Genomic DNA, 20,003 nt, shown 5'->3' on the forward strand with positions numbered 1-20,003 from the left:
CTTATATCAAATCAATATCATAAGGTTTAGACGCACCCTCAGGTATGCTATCCACAAGCTGCAGGTATTCACTTTCCTGCATCAGGCATGTTTTACGCTGTCCCCTGAATGACCTGTCCTTGCGTATCTTGCTCCAGATATCCTTCATGGACTGTTCTGTAATATTCCCGTAGCTGAAAGGTATATAAGGACATGGTTTTACCGAGCCGTCAACACAAACGTGCAGCCAGCGCTGTCCCGCCATGCATCCCAGCATCTCACCCTCGAAATAGGAATTGGAAAATATTCTTGGTCCGCCTTTTGTGGAATTGATACGGTGGTACATCTCAAGCACCTGCTGCCTGTCAGCTTCAGTGATAATGGCATCACCTTTCTTTTTGGGTACGGACTCCCAGAGGGAGAACTCATGTACCCCGATATCCCTTGCAAGCTCATACATTGCAGGTAACTCATCTATATTCTTAGGAGACACATGTGTTGCCATGGTGACAAGCAGACCTGCATCAAGTGCCATTTTCATGGCATTTGTGGCCATTTCGAAAGCACCGTCCAGGCAGCGTACTGCATCGTGCTTCTCGGCTTCTGTGGAATATATGCTGACCAGAAGGTTATGTAGTCCGGCTTCCTTCAGACGCTGCGCATTCCCCGGAGTCATTTCCGTACCGGGAGTATACATGTTAACTATGGCACGCTCCTTATCCACATAATCGATAAGCTCGTAGATATCCTCGCGCAACATGGGGTCCCCTTCCGTGAATACGATGACCATGGCTCCCATATCAAGTACATCATCTATGGCACGCTTCATTGTCTCGATGTCCAGGTCGCCTTCTCCGCCGCTCACCACACAGTGCTCGCAATTACATTTGCAATTGCGTGTGATCTCAAAAGAAACTGTTTCAGGAACATACCTGCCCAGAGCGATCTGGGTCTCTGCCATAAGAAGTCTCTTGAAGGCTTTACTGGGAATCGGGGGAAGCCATGTAGAGGCAATCACCTCATCATCTTTGATAAGTGCCGGTTTTTCCACCCGGAGCCTTTCATTGATCCTGTTCAGAAAAGGAGCACATGCCTTACGAAGGCCTCCTGTTGCCTTCAGCTGGACAAAATCCTCTGTTTTGTCCATTTTAATAGAAAGTCCCGGAATCGAAAGTAATGTAATTTTCTCGTCGTCCTGTGAATCAGCGTAATTCTGTTTCATCCAATGTTCCCCTGGAGTTGAATAGCTCGGTGGAGAAAACATCTGCTTCTTTGCCTATGACGGACTGGGATGAGTAAACGAAGATCCCGTTGTCAGACATTACATAGGGACGTAGCACTTCATCGTGTTTTGTGCCTCGCATTTTAAGTATCTCGATGGCTCTGATCCTTTCTCCGCCAATCCTGAATACCTTAAGGCAAATAACTCCTTCGGCAAGATACTCCTCAACACTGAAGTAATTGGTCTCCCTGTGTATCTCACTTGTGATCAGGGTGGTACAGTCAAAGCTCTCTATGTTCTTGATAAATTCAAGAATGATGTACCTTACATTGACAGGATCCGGAGATATCTTAAGTGAGGTCATGGAGTCAATAAAAAGACGCTTGGCTCCGATTTCCTGCACGCTGGCATATATCTGCCGCAGAACGGTTTCAATGGTAGTGGTGTCCGTTTCCTTAGCAGACTCAGGATCCCTGTTCTTCTCGATATAGCGGCCATAGGCAATGGGATCGGCACGCACTATCCTGAGCTTGTCTTCCTTGATAAGTCTTTCAAGGTCCCAGCCATGCCTCCACATATTCCTCATGATTCGGGCAGGCGTTTCTTCAAAAGTGATGTAGACACCCGGCTCGTTATAGGACGTGATGCCTTCGTAGAGATATTGTGCACCGAATGTGGATTTGCCTGCTCCCGGTCCGCCGATTAGCAGGACTACATCATTCTCTATGAAACCGCCTTCTATTAGTTCATCAAATCCGGGAATCCCTGTGGGTATACGAGCCATTTAAAACCTCGACATATTGTTTTCGAGTGTAATTATATTAATAGATCTGATGTAATATAACTTATTCCTTAAAAAAGCAGATAAAACAGACTATGAAGTCGTCGAAACTATCCAAACAGGATTAAAAAAGAAAAGTTCAGAAAAGAATCAGATCCTTTCCGGATCAGATCTTCTCTGCAAAAGCAAGTGTACCGCTCAGGCGCTTGACCCTTATCTTTGCGGTCTGACCCTTGGTAGTGCCGGGCACGAAGATGGTATATTTATCCACCTTGGCAATTCCGTCACCCTTTGAACCGACGGCATCGATACGGACTTCATATTCCTTACCTTCCTCGATTGCATCCTGTTGCTGGACCGGTGCGGTTGCACGCCTCTTCTTGACAGGCCTGTGAGCTCCGCAGGCGGCACATTTGAGTACCAGTACCCTGTCCATCTTGGTCAGCTGGGTATCAGGTCTTGAACATTCGGAGCACATGACAAACTCATCTACATATGCCTGTATGTTGTTCTTGATCTGCTCCTTGGAAAAGCGTCCCTGGAATACAGCCCTGTTACCATCGATCTTACCTGCAGTACCCATTTCACGGGTAAGGAATTTCATCAGGTGATCGGGATCTCTGTTCAGTACATCTGCTATATTGCTCAGATTATCAAGGATCGTGGTCTTACCTTCAACCAGGATCTTCGGTTCGGGGATCACGAAACGTGTGTCCGTGGTCTCCTTGTCAGGTAAGTTTGCTATAGCACGGTCCAAAAGCGCTTCGTAATCTTTCATTCAAATCCTCCCGAAATAGTAATCACTTTCACTGTACAAGTTCCATTCCCTTGTCAACAGTTATCCTTACAGGTGTTGGCAGTTTCTGGCCTGCTTTTCTCAAAGCATCCTTTGCTGTCTTGAACTGTTCCTTGTTGACTGAAATGGTGAAAATCTTCTGACCGGGTGAAACCCTGGCAGCCGTACCCACATTCTTTCCGAAAGCTCCACGCATACCACTGGATACACGGTCAGCACCTGCTCCTGTTGCCTGCTTGTTCTCTCTCAAGACCTCATGAGGATAGACCCTGAGTTTCATGTGATATCCTGCACGGCCGGCAGATGCCATAATAGCCCTATTGGCTGTAATACGTGCAGCTTCAAGAGCTGTATGACGTATCTGACATTTTTCCTCAGATAACAGAGATAGCTTTACAGGGAAATCAGCGGTCTTGTTACCCATATCGTAGTGAATGATGTGGCTTCCCGGCACACCACCCATGTATTTTCTTCTTGTGTATGAACGCTGCCTCACGTTCCTGTACATACTTGCTGGTTTTCTTACCATGAATCTAAATCTCCTGAATAATTATTGTAATGATTTGCGTCAACTAGTACCGCTTTGCAACGGTCCTTAATTGAAATGTCTGTATATGAATTTGTTGATGCCGTTAAACATCAGTCAGATACAATTTCATCTGGACGGTTCATCCCCTACTACCTTGGACTTTATAAGTCTTATTGCTCATCAACTTTTCCAGGCAGGTAAGGAGTGAGCAGACCGTACGAGCCAGACAACATCATATTCCCGAAGGGTGCGGCAAAATGCAGTCTGTCCCAGAGCTTGCTGTCCTTTAAATCCTCCTCCATGTCCATCAGTAAACTGCGTCGGGGACCGGTGATCATAACCGACTTCACCTGATCAAAGTCTGTACTCCCTCTGGTGTAGCATCCGTGTCCCCCCTGATCAAAGACCTCATCGAATGTAAGTTCTCCTTCCGCAAAGCGCAGTAGTTGCTCCTGAAGCCCTTCACCTGTCAGTGAGGATGTGTGATGTTCATACAGGGCAACGATCCTGTAATCCTTAACAATGGCTGCAAGAGTGTGACCGTTACCAATGTTCACAACAAGGCAGGGTTGCCTGGCAGCCGGATCAAGTAGTGCTCCGAAGATCGCAGCAGGCCCGGTATCCATAAAAACCGCTTCCTTTCCATACAGAGTTTTTGAGGAGGAGATCATACGTGTAAGATCCTCGGGAATATCCTTATGCTTATATGCGAAATCGGAGAACTTCCCTCCCGCATCAATGAGCCTCTCGAATATTTTGAACCTGTAAATGCGGTTGCTCTCATGCGGAGAGTTGCCATGATCCTGGACCGCGACTGCAAAAACTTCCGGCATCTCCACCCCAAAGCAGCTAAGTGCGGATTCTATGGATTTCAGATCGATATCCTGCAGGAATATCTCTTCGTAATCTTCCGCAGGAACCTTCTCTCCTGCATCATCAACGATCTTTATTCCCATTTCCCTTACTCTGTCAAGATCATCCTTAATGGTCAACGCAGCCTTTGGAGTCGCGTATACCTCCAGACCCTGATTCAGATGTTCCCTGATGGCCCTAGAAGAAGGTCCGCCTCCCATGACACCACCTTTGAGAAAAATCGCCTTTCCGGCGGAAGTAGCTTCCCGTACCTTCCCGGCAATTATGACTGTGGGGGAGGGCATCACCATTACCAGGCTGTTCTCAACTTCCTTTTCGCTATCGTACAGGAGTATGTCCTGGGTACCTGTACCTACATCGATTGCCAGTATTCTCATATCGAATCGAGTGTTTCATATATCTTTTAATGTATAAGACTTCGTATGAATGACTTTACAGTAAAAGAACACAAGAAAGAAAGCAAAGGTCCCTGTAATTTTTATATAATCACTATATCGACCTCAAGGTTTGAAAAGTACGGAAAAGTATCCTCACCACAGGATGCTGAAGACAGCTCCGGCCAGATCATGGAGGAACTCGTTCAGGCAGCAGGCCATAAATTGTCAGGTTATTCCCTTGTTATAGATGATGAGACCTCCATAATCGATGCGCTTACCAGAGCTTTACGATCCGATGCAGATATCATAGTTATAAGCGGAGGTACCGGACTTACATCAAAGGATGTGACCATCGAATCCGTAACGCCCATGTTCGAGAAGGAGATACCCGGGTTTGGAGAGCTGTTCAGATACAGGAGTATAGAACAGATCGGTGCCTCTGTGATACTCACCCGTGCATCCGCAGGAACCATAAACGGTAAAGCAGTATTCTGTATGCCCGGATCCCCGGCAGCAGTAACACTGGGCATGAAGGAAATAATTATCCCTGAAGCCGGCCATATCGTGAAACATGTAAAACAGTAAACAAAAAACTTTAATATTGTTTGTAATATGTTACTGTAAATATTCAGAAACACATCTGGCCTGTCATAATATAAAGGCAACAATTATATATCGCACATATCTATAAAAGATATGCATTGCACTTTCGTTAAGAGATTATAAGTATCTTTATGGGTAATCCATAGTCAGGAACACAATAGATCATGTCCGTTTATTCATTAGGTATCAAAGAGCTGGATGACCTGTTGGGCGGCATTCGGGAAGGCACCAATCTTATGATGATAGGTCCACCCATGAGCCGGAAAGATGAATTGCTTGATGCGATCATTTACCAGAACCTCAACAATGATAATGCAGCGATACTTGTCTCAACCAGAGAACCAGGAGAGCGTGTCCTTTCGTGGTTCGAGGAACAGGGCATGGATATCTCTACAATGAATATAGGGGTGGTCGACTGTGTTACAAAGACACTCGGGATGGGAGCTCCGGATACAGCAAATATAAAGAGAGCTTCAAGTCCTGTGGACCTTACCGGGATCGGAGTGAAGATCAGTCAATTCCTGGAAGAATTCCTTGTCAGGAAAAAAATGAACAAGATCAGGCTCTGTATCAACTCACTTTCCACCATACTTATGTACTCTAACCTGCAGACTGTTTTCAGATTCCTGCACGTCTTCACAGGGCGGGTAAAAGCTGCAGGCGGGTTTGGTCTTTATGTAGTCGAGGACGAGATGCATGATCCACAGACCATTGCCACCCTGAAACAACTGTTCGATGGCATGATCGAAATAAAGGCAGTAGGCGATACCTATGCAATGAGGGTCGTTGGCCTGACCTCAAAGCCCACACCATGGTTTGAGTACGCCATCGAAGGCACAGATGTCAGCCTGGTAGAGTCCGGGAATGCCTGAACAGGGTCATGTCATAAAGCTATCAGGCCAAGGACGTAATTGTTCCCTTGAGAAAATCTAATTTTCAAAACACTTTCCCATACCATATGAAATATCATATACTACTTGGATCAATAAGCAATCAGGTGTAATTCATGGAAAAAGACAAATTATACAAATTAAAGGCAGAAGCCTCCGGGCTGAAGCCAATTCTCAATGTCGGCAAGAACGGCATTACAGATTCGGTAATAGAAGAAGTGAAAAAACAGGTAAAAGCAAACCGCCTTGTTAAAATAAAGATGTTGAAGACCACCCCCGGAGCAGAGAATATAAAAGATGCAGCCCAGGAACTTGCAGACTCCACTAAAACCACTCTTATCGAGATACGTGGCAATACAGTGGTTTTGTACAGATAATCCTGCGATAGCTATCCAATATCATCCCTGAAACCTTCCCCGGAGACAATTTCGATCTCCTGGAGAGTTATAAGCTCGTTGGGAAGCATTTTCTTAAGTTGAGGGATGATGAGCTTTATTTTTTCTTCCTTATCCACTGCCTGTATGATTACCGGAAGGTCTGTTCCAAGACTCAGTACACCTGCCGTATGTATCCGGTTATGTACCCCATACCCTTCCATACAATGATGTACTGTCGCACCTGCCACACCCGCATCCTTCAGAAACTCAAGCACTGCATGGTGTGCAGTTTTACCCTCATATTTGTCATTCTCACTAAGATATATCCTGAGAAGTGATGCTTTCATTTTCATAACCTTCTTTTTGTGACCACTTACATCGAAAGTATGTACAGAACTTGTATTGGTTGCTTTATTATTCTTCCTGTCCGGATGATGATATTGTAGAGAAGTTGAAGCCAGTTGAATTTAGCAAAACTTATAATCTAAAGCAACAAAGTAAGATTTATGGATAAGAATAAGATCCTGTTCCTTTCAGCCTTTGCTTTTATTCTCATTGTCGGAGGAACTTTTGCAGGGACGGGATATCTGGATGGACTTATCCATACGGAACCTGACGTAAATATCAATTCATCGCAGGCTGTAAGTATTGTCAAAAGTGATTCAAACGCAAGTGAGTTCATTGAGAACAAGTTCAAAGTTTCCGACTGGAGAGCAACTAAGACCACTTTTATGGAACAGACAACTGAAGATCAAAACAACACCTTACAGAATGGCGCCGATCGATTCTGGAAAGTTGAAATTATGGAACGTACCTGCGCATGTCCAGGCACATCTACACTCTACGTTGTAGAAGCTTACGTGGATGCCGACACCGGCGATCTTATCAGTGTCGAGACCATGAGAGCCCCGGAGAAGGACTATGAAAAAACGACATGTTCTTCCACAAGCTGCCACTAGGACAATAGCCCGAAGCATTTTTTGCTTACTGATTCTGCTTTTGATATCATCCAACGCATATGCAGGCTCCGGCACAGTGACGGTTGAGTTCTTCTATGAGAATGGCTGTCTCAAATGTGAAAAAGCAAGTCCTGCTATAGAAAAAGTCGTGAGACAGTATGATAATGTCAATTATACCAAATATGACATTATGGAGTCATTTGAGTATATCCGGGAATATGATATTACCGTTGTTCCCACGATCGTGATAAACAAAAGTCTGGTAATAAACTATAATGATTACAGGGACGACACCGAATTGCTGGAAAAGCTCCTCATAGAAGGTATTGAGAACGCACCCCCAGCCCCTGACGAGAAAAACAATATCGAACACCAGGCTGGAGAGACCAGCCAGGAAGAGCCAGCATGGTATGGATCGGACAATTCATATTTATTCGTGTTTGCCGCGGGAATACTTGCGGGATTTAATCCCTGCCTGCTTGCAGTGATGGCTTTCCTGTCCTCAGTATTAATATCATCAAGCGGTACCCGCCGTGATTTGCTCACACTTGTTGCAGGTTTTTGTGCAGGCATCTTCATTACCTATATGATACTCGGAATCGGCATACTTAACACGGTAAAGTCCTTCCCCGGCATTGAAGCAGCCATCAATCTGTTAATGGTAACTCTTGTAGGCTTTCTGGGACTCTGGCATTTATACGATGCATACTACATGAGACAAAATTCAGATTCATCCTTCAAGACTCCTGGTTTTCTCATTGATTTTATAGGGAATATCCGAGGGAAGAACATACTTATCCTGTCATTTGCTGCCGGCGGACTCTTCTCTCTGGTGAAAGCCCCCTGTGTCGGGGCAGTATATCTTGCAATTCTCGAAATGCTGATGTCAGGGAACAATGTCCTGGAAGGTTCAATATACCTTGGCGTCTACAATTTCGGAGTTGTTTTGCCTATATTAATACTGGGAGGTCTTCTTGCATTCGGACTTGATCCTCAGAGGGTTTCTGATTTCAAGGATGAAAAGCGGGTCGAGATACGACTGATAACAGGAATAACACTCATAGTTCTGGCAATCCTGCTATATTTAAATGTGATCTGAAAGAAAATTAGTCCCGTATTCTATAGTGCGATGACCCGGGACTAAGCGAATAAAAGATAAGCTGCAGCGACTCCTGTCAAACACAGAACTACGTTGAAGACTATATTCAACAAAGAAGAAGTTGTCTCGCCTTCGTCCAGAAGTCTGAAGCTCTCATAGGCAAATGTCGAGAAAGTGGTGAACGAACCGAGCATCCCGATACTTAGAAAGTACACAAGTGAACCCGAAACTGTTGAAAAAGTAAGTGATGCAAGTACGAAACTACCCATAGTGTTCACGGCAAGGGTTCCTATCGGCATTTCCTTTAATCGGGGGATAGCACCAGAAACCAAATATCTGGAAGGCGCACCAATAAGTCCTCCGGCACCCACGAGCAAAATCTCGAATCCCAGGCCGGAGATACCTCCCATCAGAGGCAAAAACAGAATAGATGCGCTTACAAGACCCGTTTTCATGTAACCGGCATATCTACTGCCGGATGTTGAAGTTATAAATCCCGGATAAGCTGATCCATCCCTGAGATTCGCAAGGTAGACTACAGCTCCCCTTCCAATGAAAACTCCTGCCAGTGTCAGCATTATGTTCGCAGCAATATTGAGAAGAGCCAGAGTTGCAGGCATCTGGAAAGTCTGTACCGAAAAAGTGGAGAATGTCGTGAACGAACCAAGAAAACCTATACCAAAAAACATCCTGGTTCCCGGGCTTACATAGCCCAGAAAGTCGGAATTATACATTAAAAAACCAAGCAGCATGCTTCCGATCACATTAACCGCCAGTGTACCGGCTGATGACTGGAAATAACCTGCAAATACAAAACGGGATGTTGCTCCCAGAAATCCACCCGCAGCTATTGTCAGAAGCGCAAGTGACATTTCATTAAGAGTGTTACCGCTATTCAATTAATACAACGTCCACTTCGTTTCCTTCTTCGTAACCTTCAACATTTTCGGGTATGATCACAAAACCGCCTGATTTTGCCATCGAGCTCAATATCCCGGCCCCTGCGGTCATAAGAGGGCGGGCAAGAGTCTGGCCGGAGTCTTCTTCAAGAATGACTCTGGCATAACTCACATATCCTTCCCTGGAATTGATCTTACCTGTGAGCCGGGCCTTTACAGTGAGATCAGGCATTTCAGGTAGATTTCCCGTCTTCAGGATCGCAGGCTTGCCAAAAGCAAACAGTGCCACAAGTCCCGCAGCAGGATATCCCGGCATACAGAGCACGGGAACATTATCTATAATACCAAGAGCTGTGGGTTTACCCGGACTCAAGCCGACCCCGTGTACAAGTTTTTTGCCCAGGGAAGCCACCACACCAGGTACAAAATCCTTCTCACCTACGGAAGTTCCTCCTGAAACTACGATAAAATCAGCATCAAGATTGTTTTTGGTTGCTTCCTCAATAAGATCACGATCCTCGGATACAATATCACAGTACCTGGGCTCTGCACCCCATTTTGTGACATAGAGACCTATCATCAGGCTGTTGATATCAAGTGTCTTGCCGGGAGAAGGGACCTCATTATCCTTCAGAGGGATCAGATCATTACCCGTGGGAAGTATGGCAACCACGGGTTTTGAGTAAACGGTGACCTCCTTGATACCCAGGGAAGCAAGAACCGCTATGTCACAGGCTCTTAACTGATGTCCTTTATTGAATATTATCTCATTCTTCCTCACATCTTCCCCTACATCGCCTATGTTCTTCCCTGGATGCACCTGCGCACGTACCTCTATCATATCACCGATGGAAATAGTATCTTCCAGCATGATGACAGCATCTGCCTCATCTGGCACGTATTCACCGGTACTGACCTGTACGCTGCTACCTTCTTCGATATCGTCGGATACCTGCAGCATAACGGGATTTGTGGGAGATGCTCCGATTATGTCTGCCGAGCGAACAGCAAACCCGTCCATTGCAGAGCGGCGGTAATGGGGAACATTCCTTGGTGCGAGGATGCTGCTGGAAATAACCCTCCCTACACAATCGGATATCTCGGCCTTTTCGGTGCGCTTCAGCGGCATTATCGCTTCAAGGAAAAGTCTCTTTGCATAGCCTACGCCGGTACGCTCTTTCATTATCCTGTCCATGCTGACACCTTCTGAGCTGGTTCATCCCCCTGACACAGGGGGGAAAATGCCTATTTCGTCACCATTGTTCAAGCGGGTTTCAAGTTTGTCCATGTGTTTGATATTGTTCCCGTTGAGAAAGACATTGATATAGCCGTGAAGTTCAGCTTCTTCCCTTTTTTCGAAAATCAGTTCCTCAAGAGAGGGATGAAGGTCCGTGAGAGATAACAGTACATCCTTAACTGTTTCTCCTTGTAGCGTTACCGAGGACTCGCCGGCCTTTTCCCTCAGGTTGGCGAACAGTTTGACTTTAATCTCTGGCATGGAACTTTATTCTTAACATATAATTAATAAACCTATTCCAGACCTCAAAAGCAGTATAAATTATAGCTAACTGGAATACTGAAAGATAATATTAGGAACTTAGCAGGAATTTGAAAAGAAAATATGATGGGATAGCGCGGATTTGAACCGCAGTCCAAGCGTCCCAAACGCTCGAGGATGGACCAAGCTACCCTACTATCCCATTCAGAAGGGTAGCTCCTCAATAGACGTTTTCAGATAAATACTTTGCGTGCAGAACGGCGTTTGCCGGAAAAAGAAAATGATCCATACCGGAATAAAAAAAATTTCAATGATCACCTGCCCTGTCAAATGACCAGCTTCCAAGGGTAAGCATGACAGAAGCAAAAATTATGATCACAAACATAGATCGCATCAGAGGCACTTCCGAAACACCGATCAGTGACCATCGCATGGCTTCGATCCCGTATGTCAGAGGGTTCAGACGCACAGGAATCTCAAGCCAGGAAGGAAGATTTTCCATTGGATAGAAGGCAGTACTTGCCATGAGCATTGGGAAGGTCAGGAAGGTCATCATCATCTGGAAACCCTCATGAGAATCAATCCTTGAAGCAAGGGTTATTCCCAGACCGATAAAGCCGAGCCCCATAATGAACATGATCAGAATACAGAACAACTGCCCGATAACGGATACGTAATTAACCCCGATGTAACCGCTGATAACCATCAGCAACGTTCCCTGTATTATTGCCGCAGTTACACCCCCTGTTGCCTTGCCGAGTGCCGTATAGATACGGCTGACGGGGGCTACGAGTATCTCTTTAAGGAAACCGAACTCCCTGTCCCAGATAATGGAAACACCTCCCATGAGAGAGGAAAAGAGAATGGACATCCCGATTATGCCGGGTGCCATATAGTCGATATATCTGCCGCTACGCAGTGTCATTGTACTGCCAAGGGCAGAGCCCATGATTACCAGGAAAAAAAGCGGAGTTGCCAGGGAACCTATGATCCGGGATCTGGATCTTTTGTAGCGGAGCATCTCCCTGAGCCACAGGGTGTAGACTGTATTCAGAGAGTTTTTCATCTCTGTAAGATCCATTCTATCCCCAGCGTTTGTAAACTTCGTTATCGATACCGAGCAGATCAAGAGCACGCCCTGCCATCGAATTTATAAGATCGTCTATTGATTGTGGTCTTGAATAGAAGCCCGGACATGCGGGAAGTATTATAGCACCGGCTCTCTCAAGCTTGAGCATGTTCTCAAGATGGATCTGGTTGAGTGGTGTTTCCCTTGGCATAAGCACAAGCTTTCTCTTCTCTTTCAGGCATACATCCGCAGCCCGTCCCAGGAGATTGTCCGACATACCGCCTGCGATCTCGCCCAGTGTTTTCATGCTGCATGGAGCAACTATCATACCTGCGAATCTGTGAGAACCGCTTGCAATAGGCGCGGTGAACTCGCCTTCCATGTAAACATGACTTGCCAGATCCTCTATCTCTATAACGGAATAATCGGTCTCTATTTCGATTATCTGTCTTGCAGCTTTTGTGATCACAAGGTGAGTTACAATATCCATCTTCGAAAGGATCTCAAGCAATCTTATACCATACATGGACCCTGATGCACCACTGATTCCGATAACTATTTCCATATTACTCCTCCTGCAGGATACGTGCCAGCTCATTAATCATTTCTTTTGAAACCGCAACGATCTCTTCAATCTCTTTTCTGTTAATACCATCCACGTGGATACCGGCCAGAAACATAGTTGACGAGCGGCTGGCCTCGCTGAGTTTTCTGGCACCTATTAATACGATCTCATCTTCACGGTGCCCGGGTACTGTCAGCACAGATGATGATGCAAGTCCAGATTCAATGTCAAATATACCCAGGGCTGCAGCCCCGATATGAACCGCACCTCCGGTTAGTTTCACAAGATGATCCTCACCCAGTTTTTCCCATTCCAGGATAAGGTTTACTCTGCCGGCATTACTCTCAAGCCTTTGCATTCTAACCCTCCAGCTCCGTTAAACGGAACTGTTTTACGGTCTTTTTTACATCGAAGAAATCCCTGGCGGCCTTTCCTACCTTCTCACGGTGCTCCTTGGTGGTGTAGACACCCATTTTCCAGTTATCCATGTGTGCCTGCTCAAGGGTTGCCACCACATGTGAGGTTTCATCCAGGCGGAGCATCCTGCCATTCACCTTTACGAGGGCTTTCATTTCAACGATCTCAGGATCTCTGGGAATATCGATCAGAACCTCCCTGCTGTTGATTCCCACCATATCGGCAATCTCAGCTTCTATACGCCTGACGTTCTTCCGGTGCCTGAGCACTCCTTCTCCTACTTCATCAAAACCCACATACAGGGCTCTCTTGTACAATTTCCTGTCATCAAGTTTGGATGCAAGCTCGGCAGCATAGCCCCCATTATTTCGGATCATCTCAAATGTTCTTGAATCATCCATCCTCCTCAGCTCAGATGGCTCAAGTACGCCCTGCTGAATCAGATCATCCACCGCCCTTGTGAACATGGTTTCCGCTATCCTGGAAACGTGATGATAATAAACAGAAGGATGCATCAGAAAACGTGAGACAAGCAGCGATTCCGCAGCCTTGACACCGCCTTCGGTGACTACAAGGTTGTTCTCATAGAACTGCATCTCATTGATGAGCCTCATGTGGTCCACAAGACCAAAAGCCACACCAGTATAATGAGAATCCCTTACAAGATAGTCCATCTTGTCAACATCGATCTCGCTGTTGAGTATTTTCCCAAAGTCCGTCTTCCCCTGTATATGATTCTCGACCTTTGAAAGATTGATACCGTGGCTATCCAATATATCCGCGATCTCGGTCCTTTTCATTATCTCTTTGATGTCCTCATGCCCCTGTCTTGTATAATGCTTAACCAGACCCTCTGTGACGTGCGAGAAGGGGGCGTGACCGATGTCGTGCAATAATGCAGCGACCTTCAGTTCCTGTTTCTCATCCCGGCTGACCGTATCAATGCCGGAAGTAAGTATGTTTGCAAGATGCATGACCCCGAGCGAATGCTCAAAACGTGTGTGATTGGCTCCCGGATATACAAGGTTAGAAAGTCCTAACTGGCTTATTCGACGAAGACGCTGCAATGGGGGAGAGTCAATAAGAGAGAGTGTCAGTTCGTCAAGTTCGATGTAACCATGAATGGGATCACGGATGACTTTCATTTGTTTAAACTCCGATATGTGTATGCTGAATTTTTATTCTATACACAGAGGGGACAGATATCAAATTACCGGCAATTCAGTGACATTTACCGTATATTGCCACCAAGTTCTGGAATCTGGATAGTAAAGGCATTCTTTTAGCATTTTTTAAATTTGATATTTAAATCATATTATTGCCTTATTTGATATAATTTGAATCCTCTCGTGAATAGCCTTATTTTTCAGGTCAAAAGCTTTATCTGCATACATCTCATAAATGAGATTCTGCTCAAAAATGAGATATGCGTGGTCCGGCAATGTATACAATACGATCCCTGAAAAGTCTGGCACTGCTTGAAGCTATTGAAAAACCCGTAAAGATATCATCCAGTGAGTTTAAGCACCATATATCCGCAAGTTCAAAAACCGCTGCAAGGGTGCTCAAACAACTGGAAGAGGATGGTTATATCGGAAGACAGCTTGTTGCGGGCGGACAGATGGTCCAGCTGACTGAAGCAGGAGTCGAGATCCTGAAAAGGGAATATACCGATTATCAGCAGATATTCTGCAGGGAACATGAGGACCTTGAACTCTACGGACATGTGATCACAGGTCTTGGGGAAGGACAGTACTACATTGCAAAGGAAGGCTATATGTCCCAGTTCAGGGAAAAACTTGATTTCAGACCATTCCCGGGGACACTTAATGTGAGACTCAAAGATCAGAGTGCACAGTTACGCGACAACATGGACATGATACAGCCCATGGTCGTCCATGGTTTCAATGACGGTGAGAGAAGCTTTGGAGGGGTCAAATGTTATTCTGTGGAAATAGAAGGCATAAAAGGTGCGGCAATAATCCCTGACAGGACACATTATCCCACAGACCTTTTAGAGATTATCGCACCGCTTAAACTGCGGGAAACGCTCGATATAAGTGACGGCGACGAAGTAAGGATAGTGGTGAAGAACCCTCAAAGATGTGAGTGATACAATGGATTCAGGTGCAAACGGATACAGTGAGAATATAAGAAGAGCCATCACCGCTCTTCAGAACGGTGAGATGATACTGCTTTTTGACCTTGAGGGACGTGAGGCTGAAACCGACTTCACCATTCCGGCAATGGCTGTCAAGCCCTCTGATGTCAGATGGATGCGCAAAGATGCGGGAGGTCTTATCTGCGTTGCCCTGGACCCGGACGCTTCGGAGGAACTTGGTCTGCCCCTTATGGCCGATATAATAAGAGAGGCAAACCAGCAGAACATCTCACTGGGCAAGGTCGTGGAAAAGGGCGGGGACCTCAAGTACGATTCCCGTTCTTCATTTTCCATCTGGGTTAACCACAGGGATACAAGAACCGGAATCCCGGACAACGACCGTGCACTTACCATCAACAAACTGGGAGAGGTTGTTGACAAAACCCTGAACGGCGAAGAGATTCACTTCGGCAGTGAGTTCAGGACTCCCGGACATGTTGCAACCCTGCGCGCTGCAAAGGGACTGGTACATGAACGCATGGGGCAGACAGAGCTCTCCATAACCCTTGCGAAAATAGCAGGCATAACACCTGCAATGGTTGTCTGTGAGATGCTTGACGACGATACCGGCAGAGCACTCGAGAAAGATGATGCAAAGCAGTACGGAATTGATAATGACATAGTCTTTGTTGAAGGCGAGGAAGTTGTCGAAGCATATGAGATCTGGCTGCGTTCACAGACTCAGAAAAACTAAAATACTGTAATGTATATCTAGATACAATCCTGCGGGATCGTAGGGTAGCCTGGTCCATCCTGTTAGGCTGGGGGTCTAGCGACTGGAGTTCAAATCTCCGCGATCCCACCAAATTTTTTCTAAATAAAGTAATCTTAATATCAGAATAATTTCTTTAAAATTTATGGCACAAGTATCTCGTCAATGGCATGTATGATACCGTTTGTGCACTCGATATCAGATTCGATTATCCTGGCTGTGTCGACCTTTATCCCGCCATTTGAACTTATTTTAAGGTTGTTGCCACTGACAGTTTCAAGGGAATTCAGATTTTTAAGATCTTCAGTGGTGTATTTTCCCTTTGCTATATGATAATTTATGATTCCCAGAAGATATTCATGATCCTCGAAGGATTCATCGATGACGTCATCAGGTATCGGGTCAAAAGCAGACTCAACCGGTGCAAACACAGTATAAGGCCCTTCGTTTCTGTACTTATCAAGGAGACCTAGTATTTCAGCAGCCTTGAGCAATGTAGGGAAAGAACCCTTTTCTCTTGCAGTATCGATAAGATTGTTTAATTCCGCCATTTTATCCTCTGATATGAATAACGCTTTTCTTCAATAAAAATAGTTTCAGTCTGTATTGTAAATAGTGCAATACGCACTTCATACAATAATATCTGGAAATATCCCCGAAATCACACATAAACAGAATTAAAAAAGCATCGAAATGGTTAATACATATACTTCCACATCCATAAAGGGTGATCATTCATAGTGCCTGTAATCGTTGCCAGAGATCTCAGGAAGACTTTCAAGGACCTTGTTGCCGTAGATAACATCAGTTTCAGTATTGAAGAGGGGGAGATGTTCGGTTTTCTCGGACCAAACGGTGCAGGAAAAACCACAACCATGCGTATGATACAGTGCATATCCCCGGTAACATCCGGCAGTCTGGAAATATTCGGCATGGACGTCTCAGATCACCAAAGGGAGATCAAATCGCTCATGGGTGTCGTGCCACAGGAAAACAATCTTGACATGGATTTTACCGTTTATGAAAATCTTATGGTCTACTCCCGATATTTTGATATCCCTAAGGAAGAAGCTGAAGAAAGAGTGGAAGAGCTGCTTGATTTCGTACAGCTTACCGACAAGAAGGACACAATGACAGAAAGCCTGTCCGGTGGAATGAAACGCAGGCTCATTCTCGCAAGAGCACTTGTAAACCGCCCGAGGTTATTGATACTTGACGAACCTACCGTGGGTCTTGATCCGCAGGCACGTCACCTGATCTGGGACAGACTGCGCCTGCTTCAGAAGAACGGTGTTACGGTAGTCCTTACTTCACACTACCTTGATGAGGTTGAAAAGCTATGTGACAGGCTGGTTGTCATGGATAACGGAGATATCCTGGTGGAAGGCAGCCCCTCAAATGTTATTGAAAAATATGTGGGATCCGGTATTGTGGAGGCTGAGAACGATCCACAGCTTCTGGAATGTCTCAATGAAAGAGAAGCCTCTTATGAGGTTATCGGGGACCTCGTACATATCTACACTGATGATCCGAAACAGATCACGGACTACCTGACAATGGAGTGCTCAATTACAAAGTTCAGTGCAAGGCCCGCGACACTTGAAGATGTTTTTCTCAGACTCACCGGAAGGAGGCTGAGGGAATGAGATTTGCGAGCTATTTTGAAATACCAAGGATCAGTTCAAATGCATACAAGGTCTGGCAGCGCAACAAGGATGTTTTCATGAAAGACATAAAATTGAATTTCCTGCCTCCTTTCCTTGAACCCATATTATACCTGATAGCACTTGGTTTTGGTCTCGGACGCTTTGTTGAGAGCATTGATGGCGTACCCTATGCACAATTCATAGCCCCTGCACTGATATCCATATCCGTGATGTACGCATCGTTCTTCGAGTGCAGCTATGGCTCTTACGTCAGGATGTACTACCAGAAGACCTTTGATGCCATCATCGCCACACCCCTGACAATTGAAGAAGTGATTGCAGGAGAGATGCTGTGGGGTGCCACCAGAAGTATGATCAATGCAACCGTGATGATACCGGTTATCGCACTGTTCGGCCTTATCGACCTACGTTATTCGCTGCTCATAATACCCTTCGCATTCCTTGGAGGATTGCTTTTTGCAGCTATAGGCATGTGTTTTACTGCAGTTACCCCGAACATCATGTCCATTAACTATCCGGTACTTCTGTTCATTACACCCATGTTCCTGTTCAGCGGTACATTTTTCCCGCTGAGCGCCCTTCCGCAGATAATCCAGTACTTTGCAGTTGCTTTTCTGCCTCTCACACATGTTGTGAACGTGATAAGGTCTCTCGGGTACGGGGTGCTGGAATTGTCCCTGTTGTTCGATGTGGTATGGATAATAATTGTCTGCGCCATACTTTTTGTGCTTTCAATAAATATGATGAAAAAGAGACTTGTCGTTTGATTCTTGTTACTTTTACCCGTAATTTACGGTGTTAATCAGCGATAGTTTCATAAAATACATTGTTAATCTGTGTACTGATGAGAAAATGGATCACATTTGTGCTTTGTATTTCACTTCTTGGTGTACTTGCAGGAGGTTGTATCGACGAACTTGTTCCCGTGGACGGGGAGACCACAACACAGGATGCATCCACCTATGAGTTCCAACCTTTCCTGAACAATAGTTTCGTGGACGGAGAGTTCCTACATACCAGTACATTCTACCTTTCAGAAGAAAATGCAAAAGCAGTCCATATTCTTGAAAATGAGACTACCATAGATGTCATACCGCTTGAGGATCTCAGCTCACCCAATCAGGATCCTGTAAGCAATATTGTGGTTGTCGGAGATTATGCAAATTCCACAAATGCTTCTGTGGAATATTTCACAGAACTATCAACGTCTCCTGAACCGGCAGAGATCAATTACACATTATCCGAAGATGTGATCAGAGGACAGAAACACATCTATATCGAATTCAGTGAACCGGTTACAGGATTTGTAGCATTCACCCTGGCCACACCAATGGGACAGGATTTCGTACACGTGACCACTCCACCTTCGGTTGTACGTTTTGTGCTTCCCGAAGGCTATACCACTGGCAACCCTTTCATTGGTAAAACAAACCCGGAACCCACTGAGAGATATTATGATTCACAGAACCGGGAAAACCTTGTGTGGATCAATGAAGTAATGTCCACCAGCGGTATCCTGGAGAGTCTGCAGAGCTTTTCCGGAGAGAACGAATCAGAAATTGAGCCGGTCCCAAGGGCAATCAGTGTCAAGTACTATTCTGAATCTGCCCCGCAGGGTCTGATAATTGCAGTGGGGATACTAGGTCTTGCAGCACTGATCGTCTTTTCAAGATACTACCGTGAAAAGAGAAAACTCGGTAAGATCAGGGAGGATATCGAAGGCCAGTTCCGGGAGAAAAAGGGGAAAGGAAAAGATTGAGATAATTATCACAGAAAATAATAACCAGGCTACAGTTCAAAGACCATACCGTCATAAGCAAGGGGATATTCCTTAATTGCCTCATCGTGTGGCTTGAAGAAGTGGCTCAGATGTGTGAACACCACATCTTTTGCCCTTAATGTTCTTGCAAGATCCATGGCCTCGAGGGTATTCATGTGTTTTTTGACTTCTACGGTGGGAGGGACTATCGCATCGGCGACCAGCAGATCAGGGTCCGTGATCATTTCCATACTTTTCTGAGGTATTTCTCTCTGGGTATCCCCCGTGATGACCACCTTCTTATCACCCTCCCGGATTATGACCCCCATGGGATTTTTTGCAGGGGGATGCACTACCTTGAACAATGTGAACTCCAGGCCTATTAGTTCAAAGGTCTCGTACATGGATACATAATGCTTCCTTGGTCTGAGAAACTGCAGGTAATCCATGATATAATCCAGTGTTTCCCTAAGTCCGTAGACATCCACATTGTACTGTACCCTGTGAAACTCGGCAAAGCCTGAAAAATGATCGTAATGCCCATGGGTCCATATCACCCCGTCCACATGGCCGACATTATTCTTCAGCATCTGGTAACGGAGGTCCGGACCGGTATCTATAAGCACTGAACCACTATCAGATTCCACCAGCACCGCACATCTGGTCCTGCGGCTTTTACCACCTTCATGTGCAGCCATGCAGGTCCTGCAACTGCAGCCAATAACAGGCGTCCCTGTAGCATCACCTGTGCCAAGGAGAGTGATCTTCATA

At 45.5% G+C, this 20,003-nt stretch carries 25 protein-coding genes, 2 tRNA genes and 1 pseudogene; 11 read left to right on the plus strand and 17 right to left on the minus strand.

Going from position 1 to position 20,003, the window contains the following annotated elements; genetic code table 11:
• Position 1 precedes the first annotated feature (1 nt).
• From HWN40_RS12235 to HWN40_RS12255, 5 genes are all read right to left on the minus strand, one after another.
• Complete coding sequence (locus HWN40_RS12235; protein WP_246275916.1) at positions 2–1,201, minus strand: radical SAM/SPASM domain-containing protein; 1,200 nt, start codon at positions 1,199–1,201, stop codon at positions 2–4.
• Positions 1,182–1,985, minus strand: coding sequence for an RAD55 family ATPase (locus tag HWN40_RS12240; protein ID WP_176965999.1), 804 nt, complete (start codon positions 1,983–1,985; stop codon positions 1,182–1,184). Before HWN40_RS12240 ends, HWN40_RS12235 begins: the two co-directional genes overlap by 20 nt.
• 163 nt (positions 1,986–2,148) lie before the next feature.
• On the minus strand, positions 2,149–2,760 hold the full coding sequence (locus HWN40_RS12245; protein ID WP_176966000.1) for a translation initiation factor IF-2 subunit beta: 612 nt from the start codon (positions 2,758–2,760) through the stop codon (positions 2,149–2,151).
• Positions 2,761–2,788: 28 nt separating this feature from the next.
• Positions 2,789–3,307, minus strand: a complete 519-nt coding sequence (locus tag HWN40_RS12250; protein ID WP_176966001.1) for a 50S ribosomal protein L16 — start codon at positions 3,305–3,307, stop codon at positions 2,789–2,791.
• A gap of 170 nt (positions 3,308–3,477) precedes the next feature.
• Positions 3,478–4,557, minus strand: coding sequence for a DUF1786 domain-containing protein (locus HWN40_RS12255; RefSeq protein ID WP_176966002.1), 1,080 nt, complete (start codon positions 4,555–4,557; stop codon positions 3,478–3,480).
• A gap of 45 nt (positions 4,558–4,602) precedes the next feature.
• On the opposite strand from HWN40_RS12255, the gene HWN40_RS12260 reads away from it, so the two are divergent.
• From HWN40_RS12260 to HWN40_RS12270, 3 genes are all read left to right on the plus strand, one after another.
• Positions 4,603–5,142 (plus strand): MogA/MoaB family molybdenum cofactor biosynthesis protein, encoded by a 540-nt coding sequence (locus tag HWN40_RS12260; RefSeq protein WP_176966003.1) that lies wholly within the window; start codon positions 4,603–4,605, stop codon positions 5,140–5,142.
• Between the two features lie 182 nt (positions 5,143–5,324).
• On the plus strand, positions 5,325–6,032 hold the full coding sequence (locus tag HWN40_RS12265) for an RAD55 family ATPase (RefSeq protein WP_176966004.1): 708 nt from the start codon (positions 5,325–5,327) through the stop codon (positions 6,030–6,032).
• 134 nt (positions 6,033–6,166) lie between these two features.
• Positions 6,167–6,427 carry a YhbY family RNA-binding protein gene (locus HWN40_RS12270; RefSeq protein WP_176966005.1) on the plus strand — a complete coding sequence of 87 codons (261 nt, stop codon included), beginning with the start codon at positions 6,167–6,169 and terminating at the stop codon, positions 6,425–6,427.
• Positions 6,428–6,438: 11 nt separating this feature from the next.
• On the opposite strand, the gene HWN40_RS12275 is transcribed toward HWN40_RS12270, so the two are convergent.
• Positions 6,439–6,774 (minus strand): DUF190 domain-containing protein, encoded by a 336-nt coding sequence (locus HWN40_RS12275; RefSeq protein WP_176966006.1) that lies wholly within the window; start codon positions 6,772–6,774, stop codon positions 6,439–6,441.
• 159 nt (positions 6,775–6,933) lie between these two features.
• Between HWN40_RS12275 and HWN40_RS12280 the strand changes: the two genes are divergently transcribed.
• On the plus strand, positions 6,934–7,386 hold the full coding sequence (locus tag HWN40_RS12280; protein ID WP_176966007.1) for a hypothetical protein: 453 nt from the start codon (positions 6,934–6,936) through the stop codon (positions 7,384–7,386).
• Positions 7,349–8,485, plus strand: a complete 1,137-nt coding sequence (locus HWN40_RS12285; protein WP_176966008.1) for a cytochrome c biogenesis protein CcdA — start codon at positions 7,349–7,351, stop codon at positions 8,483–8,485. Before HWN40_RS12280 ends, HWN40_RS12285 begins: the two co-directional genes overlap by 38 nt.
• A gap of 41 nt (positions 8,486–8,526) precedes the next feature.
• On the opposite strand, the gene crcB (HWN40_RS13695) is transcribed toward HWN40_RS12285, so the two are convergent.
• The 9 genes and pseudogenes from crcB (HWN40_RS13695) to HWN40_RS12330 all read right to left on the minus strand — a co-directional run bounded on the left by crcB (HWN40_RS13695) (position 8,527) and on the right by HWN40_RS12330 (position 14,078).
• A complete protein-coding gene (crcB, locus tag HWN40_RS13695; protein WP_176966413.1) occupies positions 8,527–8,895 on the minus strand; it encodes a fluoride efflux transporter CrcB in 369 nt (122 codons plus the stop codon).
• A 123-nt stretch (positions 8,896–9,018) separates the two neighbouring features.
• A pseudogene (gene crcB, locus HWN40_RS13700) lies at positions 9,019–9,357 on the minus strand (fluoride efflux transporter CrcB); the annotation flags it as partial.
• Between the two features lie 19 nt (positions 9,358–9,376).
• Positions 9,377–10,579, minus strand: a complete 1,203-nt coding sequence (locus tag HWN40_RS12300; RefSeq protein WP_176966009.1) for a molybdopterin molybdotransferase MoeA — start codon at positions 10,577–10,579, stop codon at positions 9,377–9,379.
• Between the two features lie 21 nt (positions 10,580–10,600).
• Entirely contained in the window at positions 10,601–10,882 is a 282-nt protein-coding gene (locus tag HWN40_RS12305; protein ID WP_176966010.1) for a ubiquitin-like small modifier protein 1, read from the minus strand.
• Between the two features lie 127 nt (positions 10,883–11,009).
• Positions 11,010–11,084, minus strand: a tRNA-Pro gene (locus tag HWN40_RS12310).
• 105 nt (positions 11,085–11,189) lie between these two features.
• Positions 11,190–11,963 carry an ABC transporter permease gene (locus HWN40_RS12315; protein ID WP_176966011.1) on the minus strand — a complete coding sequence of 258 codons (774 nt, stop codon included), beginning with the start codon at positions 11,961–11,963 and terminating at the stop codon, positions 11,190–11,192.
• A gap of 1 nt (position 11,964) precedes the next feature.
• The gene (locus tag HWN40_RS12320) at positions 11,965–12,516 is read right to left on the minus strand and encodes a UbiX family flavin prenyltransferase (protein ID WP_176966012.1); all 552 of its coding nucleotides are present in this window, start codon (positions 12,514–12,516) and stop codon (positions 11,965–11,967) included.
• A gap of 1 nt (position 12,517) precedes the next feature.
• A complete protein-coding gene (gene lpdD, locus HWN40_RS12325) occupies positions 12,518–12,874 on the minus strand; it encodes a prenylated flavin chaperone LpdD (protein ID WP_176966013.1) in 357 nt (118 codons plus the stop codon).
• A 1-nt stretch (position 12,875) separates the two neighbouring features.
• A complete protein-coding gene (locus HWN40_RS12330) occupies positions 12,876–14,078 on the minus strand; it encodes an HD domain-containing protein (RefSeq protein WP_176966014.1) in 1,203 nt (400 codons plus the stop codon).
• Positions 14,079–14,374: 296 nt separating this feature from the next.
• Here HWN40_RS12330 and HWN40_RS12335 point away from each other — a divergent pair, with 296 nt between their 5' ends.
• From HWN40_RS12335 to HWN40_RS12345, 3 genes are all read left to right on the plus strand, one after another.
• Positions 14,375–15,046, plus strand: a complete 672-nt coding sequence (locus HWN40_RS12335; RefSeq protein ID WP_176966015.1) for a winged helix-turn-helix domain-containing protein/riboflavin kinase — start codon at positions 14,375–14,377, stop codon at positions 15,044–15,046.
• The gene (ribB, locus tag HWN40_RS12340; protein ID WP_425487357.1) at positions 15,039–15,788 is read left to right on the plus strand and encodes a 3,4-dihydroxy-2-butanone-4-phosphate synthase; all 750 of its coding nucleotides are present in this window, start codon (positions 15,039–15,041) and stop codon (positions 15,786–15,788) included. The genes HWN40_RS12335 and ribB overlap by 8 nt, the downstream gene beginning before the upstream one ends.
• A gap of 33 nt (positions 15,789–15,821) precedes the next feature.
• Positions 15,822–15,899: transfer RNA gene (locus tag HWN40_RS12345), tRNA-Pro, on the plus strand.
• A gap of 50 nt (positions 15,900–15,949) precedes the next feature.
• Here the strand turns inward: HWN40_RS12345 and HWN40_RS12350 are convergent.
• Positions 15,950–16,357 (minus strand): fasciclin domain-containing protein, encoded by a 408-nt coding sequence (locus tag HWN40_RS12350; protein WP_176966016.1) that lies wholly within the window; start codon positions 16,355–16,357, stop codon positions 15,950–15,952.
• Between the two features lie 189 nt (positions 16,358–16,546).
• Between HWN40_RS12350 and HWN40_RS12355 the strand changes: the two genes are divergently transcribed.
• The 3 genes from HWN40_RS12355 (at position 16,547) to HWN40_RS12365 (ending at position 19,232) form a co-directional block, all read left to right on the plus strand.
• On the plus strand, positions 16,547–17,452 hold the full coding sequence (locus tag HWN40_RS12355) for an ABC transporter ATP-binding protein (RefSeq protein WP_246275918.1): 906 nt from the start codon (positions 16,547–16,549) through the stop codon (positions 17,450–17,452).
• Entirely contained in the window at positions 17,449–18,240 is a 792-nt protein-coding gene (locus HWN40_RS12360) for an ABC transporter permease (RefSeq protein WP_176966017.1), read from the plus strand. The genes HWN40_RS12355 and HWN40_RS12360 overlap by 4 nt, the downstream gene beginning before the upstream one ends.
• Positions 18,241–18,317: 77 nt before the next feature.
• Positions 18,318–19,232 (plus strand): DUF5803 family protein, encoded by a 915-nt coding sequence (locus HWN40_RS12365; RefSeq protein WP_176966018.1) that lies wholly within the window; start codon positions 18,318–18,320, stop codon positions 19,230–19,232.
• Between the two features lie 29 nt (positions 19,233–19,261).
• On the opposite strand, the gene HWN40_RS12370 is transcribed toward HWN40_RS12365, so the two are convergent.
• The gene (locus HWN40_RS12370) at positions 19,262–20,002 is read right to left on the minus strand and encodes an MBL fold metallo-hydrolase (protein ID WP_176966019.1); all 741 of its coding nucleotides are present in this window, start codon (positions 20,000–20,002) and stop codon (positions 19,262–19,264) included.
• Between the last annotated feature and the right edge of the window lies 1 nt (position 20,003).

The organism is Methanolobus zinderi, from assembly GCF_013388255.1.
GTDB lineage: Archaea > Halobacteriota > Methanosarcinia > Methanosarcinales > Methanosarcinaceae > Methanolobus > Methanolobus zinderi.

What these genes read in the sequence shown, in the direction of transcription:
- HWN40_RS12235 (WP_246275916.1), bottom strand. Translation starts at nt 1,201, where the DNA reads ATGAAACAGAATTACGCTGATTCACAGGACGACGAGAAAATTACATTA.
- HWN40_RS12240 (WP_176965999.1), bottom strand. Translation starts at nt 1,985, where the DNA reads ATGGCTCGTATACCCACAGGGATTCCCGGATTTGATGAACTAATAGAA.
- HWN40_RS12245 (WP_176966000.1), bottom strand. Translation starts at nt 2,760, where the DNA reads ATGAAAGATTACGAAGCGCTTTTGGACCGTGCTATAGCAAACTTACCT.
- HWN40_RS12250 (WP_176966001.1), bottom strand. Translation starts at nt 3,307, where the DNA reads ATGGTAAGAAAACCAGCAAGTATGTACAGGAACGTGAGGCAGCGTTCA.
- HWN40_RS12255 (WP_176966002.1), bottom strand. Translation starts at nt 4,557, where the DNA reads ATGAGAATACTGGCAATCGATGTAGGTACAGGTACCCAGGACATACTC.
- HWN40_RS12260 (WP_176966003.1), top strand. Translation starts at nt 4,603, where the DNA reads ATGAATGACTTTACAGTAAAAGAACACAAGAAAGAAAGCAAAGGTCCC.
- HWN40_RS12265 (WP_176966004.1), top strand. Translation starts at nt 5,325, where the DNA reads ATGTCCGTTTATTCATTAGGTATCAAAGAGCTGGATGACCTGTTGGGC.
- HWN40_RS12270 (WP_176966005.1), top strand. Translation starts at nt 6,167, where the DNA reads ATGGAAAAAGACAAATTATACAAATTAAAGGCAGAAGCCTCCGGGCTG.
- HWN40_RS12275 (WP_176966006.1), bottom strand. Translation starts at nt 6,774, where the DNA reads ATGAAAGCATCACTTCTCAGGATATATCTTAGTGAGAATGACAAATAT.
- HWN40_RS12280 (WP_176966007.1), top strand. Translation starts at nt 6,934, where the DNA reads ATGGATAAGAATAAGATCCTGTTCCTTTCAGCCTTTGCTTTTATTCTC.
- HWN40_RS12285 (WP_176966008.1), top strand. Translation starts at nt 7,349, where the DNA reads ATGAAAAAACGACATGTTCTTCCACAAGCTGCCACTAGGACAATAGCC.
- crcB (WP_176966413.1), bottom strand. Translation starts at nt 8,895, where the DNA reads ATGGGAGGTATCTCCGGCCTGGGATTCGAGATTTTGCTCGTGGGTGCC.
- HWN40_RS12300 (WP_176966009.1), bottom strand. Translation starts at nt 10,579, where the DNA reads ATGGACAGGATAATGAAAGAGCGTACCGGCGTAGGCTATGCAAAGAGA.
- HWN40_RS12305 (WP_176966010.1), bottom strand. Translation starts at nt 10,882, where the DNA reads ATGCCAGAGATTAAAGTCAAACTGTTCGCCAACCTGAGGGAAAAGGCC.
- HWN40_RS12315 (WP_176966011.1), bottom strand. Translation starts at nt 11,963, where the DNA reads ATGGATCTTACAGAGATGAAAAACTCTCTGAATACAGTCTACACCCTG.
- HWN40_RS12320 (WP_176966012.1), bottom strand. Translation starts at nt 12,516, where the DNA reads ATGGAAATAGTTATCGGAATCAGTGGTGCATCAGGGTCCATGTATGGT.
- lpdD (WP_176966013.1), bottom strand. Translation starts at nt 12,874, where the DNA reads ATGCAAAGGCTTGAGAGTAATGCCGGCAGAGTAAACCTTATCCTGGAA.
- HWN40_RS12330 (WP_176966014.1), bottom strand. Translation starts at nt 14,078, where the DNA reads ATGAAAGTCATCCGTGATCCCATTCATGGTTACATCGAACTTGACGAA.
- HWN40_RS12335 (WP_176966015.1), top strand. Translation starts at nt 14,375, where the DNA reads ATGTATACAATACGATCCCTGAAAAGTCTGGCACTGCTTGAAGCTATT.
- HWN40_RS12350 (WP_176966016.1), bottom strand. Translation starts at nt 16,357, where the DNA reads ATGGCGGAATTAAACAATCTTATCGATACTGCAAGAGAAAAGGGTTCT.
- HWN40_RS12360 (WP_176966017.1), top strand. Translation starts at nt 17,449, where the DNA reads ATGAGATTTGCGAGCTATTTTGAAATACCAAGGATCAGTTCAAATGCA.
- HWN40_RS12365 (WP_176966018.1), top strand. Translation starts at nt 18,318, where the DNA reads ATGAGAAAATGGATCACATTTGTGCTTTGTATTTCACTTCTTGGTGTA.
- HWN40_RS12370 (WP_176966019.1), bottom strand. Translation starts at nt 20,002, where the DNA reads ATGAAGATCACTCTCCTTGGCACAGGTGATGCTACAGGGACGCCTGTT.